We start from the raw sequence: 14,508 nt of genomic DNA, 5'->3' as shown, positions 1-14,508 counted from the left end.
CGACGACGGTGCCGGCCGGGCCGACCGGCAGCCCGGTGAAGGTAGCCGCTCCGCCCCGGAGGGGGCAAAGGGTTTCCGGGGTGCCCGGCCGGCGCGGTACTACCGGCTCTCAGCTCTGCGGACGGCTGCCGTGGTTCGCACCGTTCTTGCGGCGGGCCTTCTTCTTACGACGTCGCTTCGAGGACATCGGGCTCTCCTCTCCCATCGGATTCACGTACTGACCACCGGATTGTCACCGCGGTGGACCACAGAGCCCCTTTCCGGCCGACGCGGTGGCAAACATCCGGTGCCCGAATGCACACGGGTGGCTCACGTCACGGCCGCGCGAGCCGTTCCCCCGCTCGTCGCCCGTCCTCCCTGAGGAGGAGAAGGCGCTCGGCCTCGTGCGGACGCAGGAGGGGGAAGTGACGGCAGGCGCACGACGCCGTGAGGGGCGTCCGCCGCGAGCCTTGGAAGGCACCCAAGACCGGATACGGAGATTCCAGACACGTGGCTACCTTCCTCTCTCGCATGGGCCGCGCCGCCTTCCGGCGGCGCCGACTCGTGGCACTGCTGTGGGCGGTGATCCTCGGCGCGGCCGCGGCGGGCGCGCTCAAGGCGCCCGCCGCCGGCGACGACGGCACGTCGTTCATGCCCGGCATCGAGGCGCAGCGGGCCTTCGACCTGATCGGCGAGCGCTTCCCGGGCTCGGACGCCGACGGGGCGAGCGCGCGGATCGTGTTCATCGCGCCCGACGGCGAGAAGGTGACCGCCGCGGACCGCCGCTCGGCCATCGACGCGTTCGTGGCGGACGTCGGCGACGGGCCGCAGGTCGCCACCGCCCTGAACCCCTTCACGGCGAACGCGGTGAGCGAGGACGCCTCCACGGCGTACGCCACGGTGACCTACGAGGTGAAGGCCGACGACCTGACCGACGCCGGCCGCACCGCGCTGGAGACGGCCGTCGACACGGCCCGCGACTCCGGTCTCACGGTCGAGGTCGGCGGCAGCGCCCTGGCCACCCGGCCGGCGGCCGGCGGCGCGGCGGAGGCCGTCGGCATCGGTCTGGCCGCCGTCGTCCTGCTGATCACCTTCGGCTCGCTGGCGGCGGCCGGTCTCCCGCTGCTCACCGCGGTGGTGGGCGTCGGGATCAGCGTGTGCGGGATCCTGGCCCTCGGCAGCGCGCTGGGGCTGTCCATGACCACCGGCACGCTCGCCTCGATGCTCGGCCTCGCCGTCGGCATCGACTACGCCCTGTTCGTCGTCTCCCGCTACCGGGAGGAGCGGGCGAACGGACACGAGGCGCCGGAAGCGGCCGGTCTGGCGGTCGGCACGGCCGGTTCGGCGGTGGTCTTCGCCGGTCTCACCGTCGTCATCGCGTTGGCCGGGCTGTCCGTCGTCGGCGTGCCGATGCTGACCAGGATGGGCCTGTGCGCCGCGGGCGCGGTCGTGGTGGGCGTCCTGGTGGCGCTGACCCTGGTGCCCGCGCTGCTCGGGATGTGGCCGAACGCCGTCCTGCCCCGCACGGCGCGGAAGCGGGGCGGCGCCGTCACCGCCTCGGCCTCCGCCCCCGCCTCCGCCGAGCGGCGTGGCGGTGCCGGGGCCGGGGCCGGGGACAACGGCGGTACCCGGTGGGCCCGGTTCGTGCTGCGCCGCCCGGTGGCCGTGCTGCTGGCCTGTGTGGCCTGCCTGGGCGTCCTCGCCCTGCCCGCCGCCGACCTGCGGTTGGGCATGCCCGGCGACGAGGCCAAGCCGGTCTCGACGACGGAACGGCGTGCCTACGACGCGCTCGCCGACGGGTTCGGCCCCGGGTTCAACGGCCCGCTGACGGTCGTCGCGGACCTCGCGGACGCCTCCGACCCCCAGGCGGCCGCGAAGACGATCGCCGCGCGGATCGGGGACACGGACGGTGTCGTGTCCGTCTCCCCGCCCCGGTTCAACGCCCACGGCGACACCGCGCTCTTCTCGGCGGTCCCGGCCACCGCGCCGAACGACGAGCACACCAAGGACCTCGTGCAGACCATCCGGGCGAAGCGCTCCGGCCTGGAGAGCGGGACGGGCGCGGTCTTCGAGGTGACCGGCAGCACGGCGATGAACATCGACGTCGCCCAGGCACTCCAGGACGCGCTCGTGCCCTACCTCGCGGTGATCGTGCTGCTCTCCCTCGCCCTGCTGATGCTGGTCTTCCGGTCCGTGCTGGTGCCGGTCAAGGCGGCCTTCGGGTTCCTGCTGTCGGTGCTGGCGTCGCTGGGCGTGGTCGTGGCGGTCTTCCAGTGGGGCTGGGGCGCCTCTCTGCTGGGCGTCGAGCAGACCGGTCCGATCATGAGCCTGATGCCGATCTTCCTGGTGGGCATCGTCTTCGGCCTGGCCATGGACTACGAGGTCTTCCTGGTCTCCCGCACCCGGGAGGCGTACGTCCGCGGCGAGCGGCCCGCGCAGGCGGTCGTCAGCGGTTTCCGGCACAGTGCCCGGGTGGTCGCCGCCGCCGCGGTGATCATGATCGCGGTGTTCTCGGGGTTCGTCGGTTCCGGCGAGTCCATGATCAAGACGATCGGTTTCGGCCTGGCCGTCGCCGTGCTCCTCGACGCGTTCGCGGTCCGGATGGCGCTGGTGCCCGCCGTCCTCGCCCTGCTCGGGGACCGGGCGTGGTGGCTGCCCCGGTGGCTCGACGGGCTGCTGCCCCGCGTCGACGTCGAGGGCGCCGCTCTGACCGAGCGGCCCCCGCCCGCCCCGGGCACCGCGGCCGAGGACCCCCGGCCGCACGAGTCGCTCCGCACCTGAGCCGTCCCGGCGTCCGGTGGGCCGTGGGACCGCGTCCGGCGGTTCCACGGCCCGCGTCTGTCACGATGTCACCCCAGCCCCACTCGGAGAATCGCGCGATGAGCACACCCTGGCAGCGTCGGGCGGCACGCCGCCCCCGGACCACCGAGGCCGTCACCGTCGCGCTCGTCCTCGTGTCGGCCCTCTCCGGCTGCCTTCTCTCCTACGGGGTGATGTCGGGGCCGCCGCTGTGGCCCGCCGTCGCCCTGTCCGTGCTCGCCTGCGCGGTCCTGCCCCGGCGGCGCAGGGCGCCCCTGCGGGTGCTGGCGGTGACCGCGCTGTGCGTGGTGGCCGTGTCCGCGCTGGGCCACCTGGTGACGGCGATGACCATGGCACCCCTCATGGTCGCGCAGTATTCCGTGAGCCTGCGCGTCGAGCGGCGGGCCGCCTGGTACGCCGCGCTGGTGGTCACCGCGGCCCTGGTCGCCTCCGGTCTCTTCCACGGCGAGCTGCGCCACCAGTGGCTGATCGGTCTGGTCAATCCGGCGGCGTGGGTCCCGTTGTCCGCGGCCCTCGGCGGCTACGTACGCGTCCGCCGCGAGTACGCCGCCGCGCGCGCCGAGCACATCACCCGCGAACGCGAGGAGGAGGCCCGTCACCGCGTCGTCCAGGAACGGATGCGCATCGCCCGCGAACTCCACGACGTCGTCGCCCACCACCTCACCCTGGCCAACGCCCAGGCGGGAACCGCCGCCCACCTCGCCCGGTCGGCGCCCGAGCAGGCCTACGAGATCCTGAGCACGCTGTCCGAGACCACGACCGCGGCCCTGCGCGAACTCAAGTCCACCGTCGGCCTGCTGCGCCAGGACACCGACGGCGAGGACGAGTTGGCCCCCGCGCCGGGCCTGGGCCGGCTGCCCGACCTGGTGGCCGCGTGCGCGGCGGCCGACCTGGCCGTCGCCGTCACCGTGGACGGGGGCCCGCGACCGCTCACGCCGGGGCTCGACCTGACGGCGTACCGCATCGTCCAGGAAGCCCTCACCAACGTCACCAAGCACGCCGGTTCCCGCACGGCGGACGTCCGGATCGCGTACACGCCCCGCTTCCTGACCCTCACGGTCACCAACGACACCGTCGCCGCCCGCCCCGCACTCCCCCCGGGGCCCGACCACGGTTTCGGGCTCCTCGGCATGCGCGAGCGCGCCCTGGCCGCCGGAGGAACCTTCCACGCCGGGCCCCGCCCGGAGGGCGGCTTCGAGGTCTCCTGCGCCCTCCCCCTGCACGGACCCGGCCCGCACGGACCCGACGAAAGCACGGCCCCATGACCATCCGCGTCCTGCTCGCCGACGACCAGGCCCTGCTGCGGGCCACGTTCCGCATCCTCATCGAGTCGGATCCCGGCATGACCGTCGTCGCGGAGGCCGCCGACGGTCAGGAGGCGATCGACCTCGCCCGCGCCCACGGGCCGGACGTGGTGCTGATGGACATCCGCATGCCCGGCACCGACGGCCTGGCCGCCACCTCCGGGATCTGTTCCCTGCCCGAGCTGGCGGCCACCCGGGTCCTGATCCTCACCACCTTCGAGAACGACCAGAACGTCGCCAGGGCCCTGCGCGCCGGTGCCAGTGGTTTCCTCGGCAAGGACGTGGGCCCGGACGTCCTGCTGACCGGCATCCGCACCGTGGCCACCGGCGACTCCCTGCTCTCCCCCGCGGCGACCCGCGCCCTCATCGGCCGCTTCCTGGCCACCCCCGACAACGAGACACCGCTCGCCCCGCCCGAACGCCTCGCCACCCTCACCGAACGCGAACGCGAGGTGATGTCCATGGCCGCCCACGGCAGGTCCAACGCGGAGATCGCGGCCCATCTCGTGGTCAGCCCGCTGACCGTGCGCAGCCACATCCAGCGCGCCATGACCAAGCTCGGCGCCCGCGACCGGGCCCAACTCGTCGTCATCGCCTACCAGAGCGGCCTGGTGCGGCCGCGGGGCGACGTGTGACCGGCGCCCGAGGACCGGTCGGCGACCGGCGCCGTTCTCGACGCGTTCGAGGCGTTCGAGGCGTTCGAGGCGTTCGAGGCGTTCGAGGGTCTCGGGGATGAACCCCGGGGCCGGCCACCGGTCTGGCCTCGACGTCCCAGCAGGTCGGCATCACCCTGGGAACGCCCGTGATGTCCGCCCTCGTCACCGCGGCCACCGCGTCCCCCGGGGGGTCACCACCGCCATCGCCGTCAACGCGGGACCGACCCTCCTCGGCGTCCTCCTCGCCGCGCTCTTCCTGCGCACCCGACCCGGCGTGCCCCCGTCTGACCGGTTGTCATCCACAGCCCCAAAGCTTGACCACTAATTCCACACATCCCCTCTACATACCGGCCCCGATGGTCTAGATTGACCGTGCTTCAGCTGTTCGGACACAAGGCGACCAATAAATGATCTTTGGGTCCGGCACTACCGAAAGCCGGCGGTTCCGTCCCCGCAGTCAGAGGTGGAAATGATCATTCCGCCGCACACGAATGCCGTACGGGTCCGCTGTCGTCAGGGTGGGTAGTTCAGGTAGCGCCGGATCAGCCGGGATGTCGTGCGCGGAAGGCGGGGGCCTTTCGCAGGGGAGGAACAGCGCGGCGCGGGGGGCGGGGCCCTCCGAGGGGTGGACTGTGCGGGGGGCGGGGGCCCTCCGCGGGGAGGAACAGTGCTAGGCGAACACGTCGAACCACTGGGAACCTGGGGGGTTCTGTGCGGCAGGGGGGATTACTCAGCCCGTTTCCGTCGGCGCGCGGGCGTCTGGCGAACGGGGCGATCAGCCAGCCCGCGATCGACTGGGAGCAGCGGTACCGCCGTGCCGTGATCACCAGCGACACCGTGGCCACCGCCTTGGTGGTGGGGGTGATCGGCAACTTCTTCGGGGCCCGCGACGCGGCCAACTGGCACGAGAAGTGGGGAATTCTCGCATTCGGCACCGAACTGCTGGTGCTGGTGGCGCTCGGGGTGAGCCGGTCATGGGCACCGGCGGTTCTCGGCCAGGGCGCCGAGGAATTCCGCCGGCTCGGGCGCTCCCTGTTCATGGCGACCGTCGTACTGGCACTCGGCGGTATCGCTCTCACCTCGCGCAACATCAAACTCTGGATTTTCGTCGCCATTCCCGCGATCGCGATCGTCACCATGATCGCGCGGTATGTGCTGCGCCTTTCGCTGCACAGACAGCGGAAGGAAGGCCGGTGCCTGAGACCGGTGCTCGCCGCCGGGAGCCCGGACACCGTGCGCGACCTGATCACCCGGACCCGAAGATTCCCGCACCTCGGCTGGCGGGTGGACGCGGTGTGCACGACGGACGGTGTCGGGCTCCCGGGCGGCCAGTTGGACGGAGTGCCGGTCGTGGGCCGGCTGGCGGACGTCGCGGGCCACGTCCGCCGCGACGGATACCGGGTCGTCGCGGTCACACCGGACCCCCACTGGTCGCCCGACCGGTTGCAGCGGCTGGCCTGGAACCTCGAGGGCAGCGACGCCGAGATGGTGGTGGCCCCCGTACTGATGGAGGTGGCCGGCCCGCGGCTGCACGTGGACGCGGTGCTGGGGATTCCGCTGCTGCGGGTGAGCATGCCGGCCTTCACCGGGGGCCGCCGGGCGATCAAGGGCGTCGTCGACCGGCTGGGCGCGGCGGTCCTCCTGGTGCTGTTCGCGCCCCTGATGGTGTGCGTCGGGCTGCTCGTGCTGGTGGACAGCCGGGGCGGGGTCTTCTACCGCCAGCGCCGGGTCGGCAAGGACGGCCGCGAGTTCACCATTCTCAAGTTCCGCACCATGGTCGCCGGGGCGGACCGGGCACGGGACGCGCTGGCCGACCGCAACGAGGGTGCGGGACTGCTGTTCAAGCTCCGCCGGGACCCGCGGGTGACGCGGGTGGGAGCGGTGCTGCGCCGGTATTCGGTCGACGAGCTTCCGCAGCTCTTCAACGTGCTCACCGGATCGATGTCGCTCGTCGGGCCACGGCCTCCGCTGCCGGAGGAGTCCGCGGCGTACGGCCCGGACATCCGGCGGCGGCTGCTGGTCAAGCCCGGTCTCACCGGCCTGTGGCAGATCAGCGGACGCAGCGACCTGCCCTGGGAGGAGGCGGTCCGCCTGGACCTGCGGTACGTGGAGGACTGGTCGCTGGCCCTGGACACAGTGATCTTGTGGAAGACGCTGCGTGCGGTGCTCTACGGCCAGGGGGCCTACTGATGCGCGGGGGCCGTCGGGCCGGCGCGCGGACCGCGGGCCACCAGGGCCCGCGTGGGGGGAGGGGTGTGTCATGAGGGTCAGCGTTTTCGGGCTCGGCTACGTGGGCTGCGTGTCGGCCGCGTGCCTGGCGAGCATGGGTCACGAGGTCGTCGGGGTGGACGTGAACCAGGTCAAGGTCGACCTGGTCAACGACGGCAGGGCACCGGTGGTCGAGGAGCGGATCGGCGAGCTGATATCCGACGTCGTGGGCACCGGCGCGCTGCGCGCCACCGCCGACGTCCGCGAGGCGATCATGGACAGCGAGGTGTCGCTGATCTGCGTGGGCACACCGTCGGAGCCCAACGGCAGCCTGTGCACGACGTACTTGGAACGGGTCACCGAGGAGATCGGCGCCGCACTGGCCGAGCGGGGCGGGCGGCACACCGTCGTGTTCCGCAGCACCATGCTCCCCGGCACCTGCCTGAACCTGCTGGTGCCGATCCTGGAGAAGTACCTCGGCGGCACGGCCGGGGTGGACATCGGGGTCGCGGTCAACCCGGAGTTCCTGCGCGAGGGCACGAGCGTGCGGGACTTCTTCGACCCGCCCAAGACCGTCATCGGCGAACTCGACCCGGCCAGCGGCGACGTGGTCGCGCGGTTGTACGACGGCCTGCCCGGCGAGGTGTTCCGGGTGCCGGTGCCGACGGCCGAGGCGATCAAGTACGCGGACAACGCCTTCCACGGCCTCAAGATCGGGTTCGCCAACGAACTGGGCGCGGTCTGCCAGGCCCTCGGGGTGGACTCGCACCAGGTGATGGACGTGTTCCTGGCCGACCGCAAGCTGAACATCAGCCCCGCCTACCTGCGCCCCGGCTTCGCCTTCGGCGGCTCCTGCCTGCCCAAGGACCTGCGCAGCCTCATCCACGCCGCGCAGCGGGCCGACGTCTCGGTGCCCATCCTCTCCCACGTACTGCCCTCCAACACCGAACACCTGCGGCGCGCGGTGGAGTTGGTCGAGCGCACCGGCAAGCGCAGGGTCGGCCTGTTCGGACTGTCCTTCAAACCCGGCACCGACGACCTCCGGGAGAGCCCGCTCGTCGAACTGGCGGAGAGACTCTTCGGCAAGGGATACGACCTCAAGATCCACGACGCCAACGTGAGCCTGTCCCGGCTGCTCGGCGCCAACCGCGAGTACGTCGAGACCCGGCTGCCGCACCTGGCGCAACTGCTCGCGGACTCCGTCGACGAGGTGCTGGAGCACGCCGAGGTGTGCCTGGTCGGCACCAGGGACCCGGCCGTGCTGGCGGCGCTGCCGCACGGTGACGGACCGGTGATCGTCGACCTCATCCGCCTTCCCGACGCCGACGCGCGCCGGACCGAACCGGGGTACGTGGGCCTTGCCTGGTGACAGCACGTTCGACGAGCGGCCGGGGCGGCGCGCGCTGGTCCTGGTGGAGAACCTGTCGGTGCCCTTCGACCGGCGGGTGTGGCAGGAGTGCACGACGCTGCGCGACGCGGGCTGGGAGGTGCACGTCGTCTGCCCCCGGGGCGGCAGACGGGACACCGAGGCGGAGGCGGTCGTCGACGGGGTGCGGATCCACCGCTACCCGTTGCGCGCGGCCACCGGAGGACCGGCCGGCTACCTGCGGGAGTACGGCTCGGCGCTCTGGCACACGGCCCGGCTGGCCCGCAGGGTCGGCCCCGTCGACGTGGTCCACGCCTGCAACCCGCCCGACCTGCTGTTCCTGCCCGCGCTGTGGCTGAAGCGGCGCGGCGCGCGGTTCGTCTTCGACCAGCACGACCTGGTGCCGGAGCTGTACCTCTCCCGGTTCGGCCGCGGCCGGGACCTGCTCTACCGCGCCGTGTGCGCGCTGGAGCGGATGACGTACCGGGCCGCGGACATCGTGCTCGCCACGAACGAGAGCTACCGGGACGTCGCCGTGCGCCGCGGCCGGCGGCGGCCGGAGGACGTGTTCGTGGTGCGCAGCGCACCGGCCACCGACCGCTTCCAACCGGTCCCGGCGGAACCGGAGTTGAAGCGGGGCAAGCCGCACCTGCTGTGCTACCTGGGCGTCATGGGCCCCCAGGACGGTGTCGACTACGCCCTGCGGGCCCTGGCGAAGCTGCGCGACGACCTCGGGCGGACCGACTGGCACGCGGTGTTCGTCGGTTCCGGCGACGCCTTCGACGCGATGGTGGAGCTGTCCCGGCGGCTCGGCCTCGACGGGCAGGTGGAGTTCACCGGGCGCGTTCCGGACGCCGACCTGGTGCGCTACCTGTCCACCGCGGACGTGTGCCTCTCCCCCGACCCGCGCAATCCGCTCAACGACGTGTCGACCATGAACAAGGTCCTGGAGTACATGGCGATGGGCCGGCCGATCGTCTCCTTCGAGCTGCGGGAGGCGCGGGTCTCCGCCGGTGAGGCCGCCGTCTACGCGCCCGCCAACGACGAGGGCGAGTTCGCCCGGCTCGTCGCGGGGTTGCTGGACGACCCGGAGAAGCGGGCCCGGATGGGCAAGATCGGCCAGGAGCGGATCGACGGACCGCTCTCCTGGCGGCATTCGCAGGCGTCGCTGCTCGCCGCGTACGCCGCCGCCTGCCGTGACCGCGGGCCGGTGCCGGCGGGCGGCCCGCTCGGCACAGGGAGAAGGCAGCGCCGTTGAGCGATGACACGATACGCCTGGTCACGATCGGGCGGATGCTCCGTCGCAGGCGGCGCCTGCTCGCCGTCCTCGTGGTGGTCGGCGCCCTCGTCGGCTACGGCGTCTCGCTGCTGTTCCCGCCGCGCTACACGGCGTCGGCGTCCGTCCTGCTGCCGGGGCAGTGGGAGGAGCGCGAGCTGCTGACCCAGGCGGAGGTCGCGACCAGTTCGGCGGTGGTCGACCGCGCCGCCGCCGCGCTCCGCCTGCCCGGCGTCGACGGCCGCGAGCTGCGGGACCGGGTGAGCGCCAAGGCCGCCGACGGGAACATCATCAAGATCTCGGGCACGGACGAGAGCCCGGAGCGCGCCCAGCGACTCTCCGACCAGGTGGCCCAGCAGTTCGTCGCCTACGCCGCGCGGATCGCGGGCGGCGGCGCCGGCACCGGCGCGACGGCACCCGAGACGCTGCGGGAGCAGGTGGCTGAGACCAACCGCCGCATCAGCGAGCTGGCCGCCTCCGCCGATCCGGGGCAGACCGTGGAGAGCGTGCAGGCGCGCACCGAACTCGAGCAGCTGCGCACCGCGCTGCAGGAGGCCGTGCAGAAGCTGGACGAGACGGAATCGGCGAACCACCGGGCCGGCATGGTCGTCATGGGACCGGCGGCCCGGCCGACCGGCGAGGCACCCCCGACGCGGGTGCAGCTCGTCGGGGGCGGGGCGCTGCTGTTCCTCGTGCTCGCGGTCGTCGGTCACCTCGCCGCCGCACGGGTCGACCGCCGGCCGCGCGGCGAGGCGGAGATCGCCGCGGTGCTGGGCTCGGCACTGCTGGGCACCGTCGACGTGGCCCATGAACGGGCCGCGCACCGGGTGAAGGCCCGCGGCGCGCGAGCGCGGACGCGCCGGATCCTGGGCACCGACACCCGGTGGGACCTGCCGGACCCGCGGACGCCGGGCACCGAGGCCGACGCGGGCGTCCGCTACCGGCGGGTGTGTGCCCGGCTGCGGGACCGGCAGCCGGCCCCCCGGCGGCTGCTGGTGGTCGTCCCGGACGGCGACGAGACCGCCCGCCGGGCCGCCGGACGGCTGGTCACCGAGGCGCAGGGCGATCCGCTGCTGCGGGTGGCGCCGGTGTCGGTGTCCCGGCCGATGGTGCCCGACCGCGACACCGAGTCCGGTGCCCTGGTCGTGCTGAGCGCGGGCAGCTGGACCGCGGAGGAACTCACCGGCATCGGCGAGGCGTGTGCGGACGGCGGCCACGAGGTCGTCGGGGTCGTCGTCGCCGGCACGGTCCGCACGCGTCCGGCGCGCTCCGCCGGCCGTCCGCCCGCGGGCCGCCCCGCGGCCGACGCGAACGCCGCCGACGCCGACGCCGCCAACGCGGACACGGACGGGGACGCGGATGCCGCGGACGCGAAGGCGGCCGGCCCGACCACGGCGGACGCGGTCCGCGGCCGGGTGACGGGAGGTTCCGTGTGACGACGAGCCCGACCGCGCAGTCGTCGGCCGCCGCTCCGCTGCTGGACCTGCAGTCGCTGGTGGTGGCGGTGCGCAGGCGCCGCCGCCTGTGGTGCTGTCTGGCGCTGCTGGGGATGCTGGCGGGAGCGGCGGTGGCCGTCCTGCTGCCGCCGGCGCCGACCGCGGAGACCAAGGTGCTGGTCGCGCACCAGGAGGACCAGCCGAACGACACCGGAACGCTGATCCGCACCGACGTCGAACTGCTGACGACCACGCAGATCGCCGACCGGGCCCTGCGCGCCCTCGGTTCCTCGCAGAAGCCGGAGGACTTCATGCGGGACTACCGGGGCACCGGCCTGACCAACAACCTGCTGCGGATCGAGGTGACGGGTGACACCGACGCGGAGGCGGTGGCCCGGGCCAAGGCGCTGGCCGACGCGTTCGTCGCGGACCATGTGAGGCGGATGCGGGAGGCCGCGGCGGCCGAGTCCAAGGCCCTGCTCGACCAGCGCGACCGCATGCGGGACGAACTCGCCGAGGTCAACAGGGCCATCGGGGGCCGCTCTCCGGACACCGACCCGACGGCGTCGGCGAGCCTCGAGACGCTCTTCGCCCGCCGGGCCGAACTCGACTCGCGCATCGCCGAGTTCGACCAGCGTGCCGCCGAGGCGCGCACCGGGGCGCCGAGGGTCGTCGCCGGGACGCAGATCGTGGACGCGCCGCGCGCGGTGCGGCACTCGCTGCCCAGGGCCCTCGCCACCGACGCCGCGATCGGGCTCGTCCTCGGCCTCGTGCTCGGGCTGGCGCTGGCCGCGGTCTCCGCGGTGGTGGCGGACCGCCCCGTGCTGCGCCGGGAGATCGCGGCGAACCTGGGCGCCTCCGTCCTCGCGGAACTGCGCCGCGCACCCCGCCGGCCGGGCGGGCGGTGGCAGCGCCGGCGGACCCGGGCGGCCCGCGAACGGCTCACCGGGACCCTGACGCGCCTCGTGCGCCGCTCCGCGGAACCGGTGTCGCTGCTGGAGCTGGGCTGTGCGCGCGGCACGAGCGTGATCGCGCTGGACGTCGCCGGGGCGCTGGCCGAGGACGGACCCGTGGTCGTCGTCGACGGCCTGCCCGGCACCCGACTCGCCGACGCCCGCGGGAAGTCGGGCGGACCGCCCGTGGTCGACGGCGAGCGTGCCGCCGCCGAACCGCGGCAGACACGCCGGCTCGGCGTGGGCTCGGTCGCGCCCGGCACGGCGTGGACCGACCTGCGCCACCTCGGCGACCGGACGGTGCTCGTCGTGCGGGCCGGGCACGGCAGCGCCGCCTGGCTGCACACCGTGGCGCGGCAGCTCGCGGACCAGCGCGTCGAGGTGATCGGGGTGGTGCTGATCGACCCCGATCCGCGGGACCGGACCGACGGCACCCTGTGGGACGGGGCGACCCTCGCCCCGCGCGGCCCCGACGAGCGGCGGGCCCGGCACAACGGGACCGGCCGGCCGCGGCCCGAGCGGCCGTCGGCGCCGGCCGGGGTTCCGGACAGCGACCAGGAGGCACGCTAGACATGTGTGGCATCGCAGGCACCTACCGCTGGCCGGACGGGAAGGCCGTGACCGACCGGCTCACCGACGTCCTCGCCCACCGCGGTCCGGACGGGGCGGGACGGTACAGCCACGCGGCCGGTGACGGCGAGGTGCACCTCGGGCACCGCCGGCTGGCCATCATCGACCTGTCCGACACCGGCGCCCAGCCGATGGTCTCGGACGGCCTCGTCCTCACGTACAACGGCGAGCTGTACAACGCGCCCGAGCTGCGCACCGAGTTGGCGGCCGCCGGGGTGCGCTTTCGCGGCACGTCCGACAGCGAGGTGCTGCTGGAGGCCTGGCGGCGGTGGGGCACGGACTGCCTGCCCCGGCTGCGCGGCATGTTCGCGTTCGCGGTCTTCGACGAGCGCACCGGTGATCTGGTGCTCGCCCGCGACCAGTTGGGGATCAAGCCGCTGTTCCTGCTGCGGCGCGGCGAGGGCCTGGTGTTCGCCTCCGAGCTGAAGGCGCTCGCCGCGGTGACCGGCGGGAAGCTGGAGGTGGACCACGCGGCGCTGGTGGCCTCCCTGCTGTACTACTGGGTGCCGGACTCGCGGTGCGCGTTCCGCGAGGCGGAGAAGCTGCCGCCGGGCAGCTGGCTGCGGTGCCGGGCCGACGGCCGGGTGGAGCGCGGCCGGTACTGGAGGCTGCGGGACGTCGCCGCCCGGGGCGCCGAGCGGGCCCGGAGCGGCGAGGTGCCGGACCTCGCGGCCGTCGTCGAGGAGTCGACCCGGCGCCATCTGCTCTCCGACGTGCCCGTGGCGACGTTCCTGTCCGGCGGTCTGGACTCCAGCTACCTGACCGCGCTGGCGGCCCGCCACCGGCCGGGGATCTCCGCCTACACCATCGGGTTCCGCGCCGAGGACGCCCGGTTCGAGGCGATGCCGGACGACCTGCGCTACGCGCGGCAGGTGGCCGAGCGGTTCGGCGTGGACCTGCACGAGATCGAGATCGCCCCGGACGTCCTGGACCTGCTGCCCCGGATGACGTACCACCTGGACGAGCCGATCGGCGACCCCGCCGCGATCAACACCTTCCTGATCTGCTCGGCCGCCCGGGAGGCCGGGGTCAAGGTGATGCTGTCCGGGATGGGCGCGGACGAGCTGTTCGCCGGGTACCGCAAGCACCTGGCCAATCTGCTCGCGCTGCGCTACCAGCGCGTCCCGCGGCCCCTGCGGCGCGGGGTGTCGGCGGCCGTCGGGCGGCTGCCGGTCGCCACGTCCCGCCGGGGGCTCAGGTCGGTGCGCTTCGCGAAGCGGTTCCTCTCCTTCGCCGATCTGCCGGAGGAGACGGCGTTCCGGCGCAGTTACACCATGTACGACCGGGACGAGCTGCTCTCCCTGGTCGATCCGGATCTCGCGGGGACGGTCGACGACGTGCTGACCGAGCACGCGGACGTCTACCGGGACAACGACCTCGACGACTTCGTCAACCGCATGTGCCTGGGCGACGCCCGGATGTTCCTGCCGGGCCTGAACCTCGCCTACACGGACCGCTCCAGCATGGCCGCGTCGACCGAGGTGCGGGTGCCGTACGTGGACGTCGACGTGGTGGAGGCGGCGTTCGCCGTGCCGGGCGACCGCAAGATCGCCGGACGGCAGGGCAAGGCGGTCCTCAAGGAGGCGGCCGTCTCGGTGCTGCCCCGGGAGATCGTGTACCGGCCCAAGGGCCTGTTCAGCGCCCCGCTGCGGGCCTGGATGAGTCGGGACCTCGCGCCGCTGGTGCGCGAGGTGGTGAACGACGGCGAGCTGGTCAGATCCGGGATCCTGCGCCGCGACGCGCTGGCGCGCATGGTCGCCGAGGACGCCGCCGGACAGCAGGACTTCTCCAAGCATCTGTGGCACGTGCTGACCCTCGAGTACTGGTACCGCGGCGCGACCTCCGGGTCCGGCCCGACCCCTTCCCCGACGGCGTAGAGA

General features: G+C 73.6%; 9 protein-coding genes. All 9 read left to right on the top strand.

Features of this window, described 5'->3' with window-relative positions; all coding sequences use genetic code 11:
• The first annotated feature begins 489 nt into the window (after positions 1–489).
• The 9 genes from BJ961_RS09545 (at position 490) to asnB (ending at position 14,505) form a co-directional block, all read left to right on the top strand.
• Positions 490–2,760 carry an MMPL family transporter gene (locus BJ961_RS09545; protein ID WP_271320877.1) on the top strand — a complete coding sequence of 757 codons (2,271 nt, stop codon included), beginning with the start codon at positions 490–492 and terminating at the stop codon, positions 2,758–2,760.
• 98 nt (positions 2,761–2,858) lie between these two features.
• Positions 2,859–4,064, top strand: coding sequence for a sensor histidine kinase (locus BJ961_RS09540; RefSeq protein WP_271320876.1), 1,206 nt, complete (start codon positions 2,859–2,861; stop codon positions 4,062–4,064).
• A complete protein-coding gene (locus BJ961_RS09535; protein ID WP_271320875.1) occupies positions 4,061–4,738 on the top strand; it encodes a response regulator transcription factor in 678 nt (225 codons plus the stop codon). The genes BJ961_RS09540 and BJ961_RS09535 overlap by 4 nt, the downstream gene beginning before the upstream one ends.
• A gap of 732 nt (positions 4,739–5,470) precedes the next feature.
• Positions 5,471–6,949 (top strand): sugar transferase, encoded by a 1,479-nt coding sequence (locus tag BJ961_RS09530; protein ID WP_271320874.1) that lies wholly within the window; start codon positions 5,471–5,473, stop codon positions 6,947–6,949.
• A gap of 70 nt (positions 6,950–7,019) precedes the next feature.
• The gene (locus tag BJ961_RS09525) at positions 7,020–8,336 is read left to right on the top strand and encodes a nucleotide sugar dehydrogenase (protein WP_271320873.1); all 1,317 of its coding nucleotides are present in this window, start codon (positions 7,020–7,022) and stop codon (positions 8,334–8,336) included.
• Complete coding sequence (locus BJ961_RS09520) at positions 8,326–9,591, top strand: glycosyltransferase family 4 protein (RefSeq protein ID WP_271320872.1); 1,266 nt, start codon at positions 8,326–8,328, stop codon at positions 9,589–9,591. Before BJ961_RS09525 ends, BJ961_RS09520 begins: the two co-directional genes overlap by 11 nt.
• Positions 9,588–11,045 (top strand): Wzz/FepE/Etk N-terminal domain-containing protein, encoded by a 1,458-nt coding sequence (locus tag BJ961_RS09515; RefSeq protein WP_271320871.1) that lies wholly within the window; start codon positions 9,588–9,590, stop codon positions 11,043–11,045. Before BJ961_RS09520 ends, BJ961_RS09515 begins: the two co-directional genes overlap by 4 nt.
• Positions 11,042–12,568, top strand: a complete 1,527-nt coding sequence (locus tag BJ961_RS09510) for a Wzz/FepE/Etk N-terminal domain-containing protein (RefSeq protein WP_271320870.1) — start codon at positions 11,042–11,044, stop codon at positions 12,566–12,568. The genes BJ961_RS09515 and BJ961_RS09510 overlap by 4 nt, the downstream gene beginning before the upstream one ends.
• Positions 12,569–12,570: 2 nt before the next feature.
• Positions 12,571–14,505 carry an asparagine synthase (glutamine-hydrolyzing) gene (gene asnB / locus BJ961_RS09505; RefSeq protein WP_271320869.1) on the top strand — a complete coding sequence of 645 codons (1,935 nt, stop codon included), beginning with the start codon at positions 12,571–12,573 and terminating at the stop codon, positions 14,503–14,505.
• Positions 14,506–14,508: the final 3 nt, after the last annotated feature.

The sequence above is a fragment of the Streptomyces lienomycini genome (assembly GCF_027947595.1).
GTDB classification, from domain to species: Bacteria; Actinomycetota; Actinomycetes; order Streptomycetales; family Streptomycetaceae; genus Streptomyces; species Streptomyces lienomycini.
The sequence above is the reverse complement of the archived record's forward strand: the minus strand, read 5'-3'. Positions and strand labels throughout refer to the sequence as shown.

Excerpts from the sequence above, each read along its gene's own strand:
- BJ961_RS09540 (WP_271320876.1), top strand. The coding sequence starts at position 2,859 with ATGAGCACACCCTGGCAGCGTCGGGCGGCACGCCGCCCCCGGACCACC.
- BJ961_RS09535 (WP_271320875.1), top strand. The coding sequence starts at position 4,061 with ATGACCATCCGCGTCCTGCTCGCCGACGACCAGGCCCTGCTGCGGGCC.
- BJ961_RS09525 (WP_271320873.1), top strand. The coding sequence starts at position 7,020 with ATGAGGGTCAGCGTTTTCGGGCTCGGCTACGTGGGCTGCGTGTCGGCC.
- asnB (WP_271320869.1), top strand. The coding sequence starts at position 12,571 with ATGTGTGGCATCGCAGGCACCTACCGCTGGCCGGACGGGAAGGCCGTG.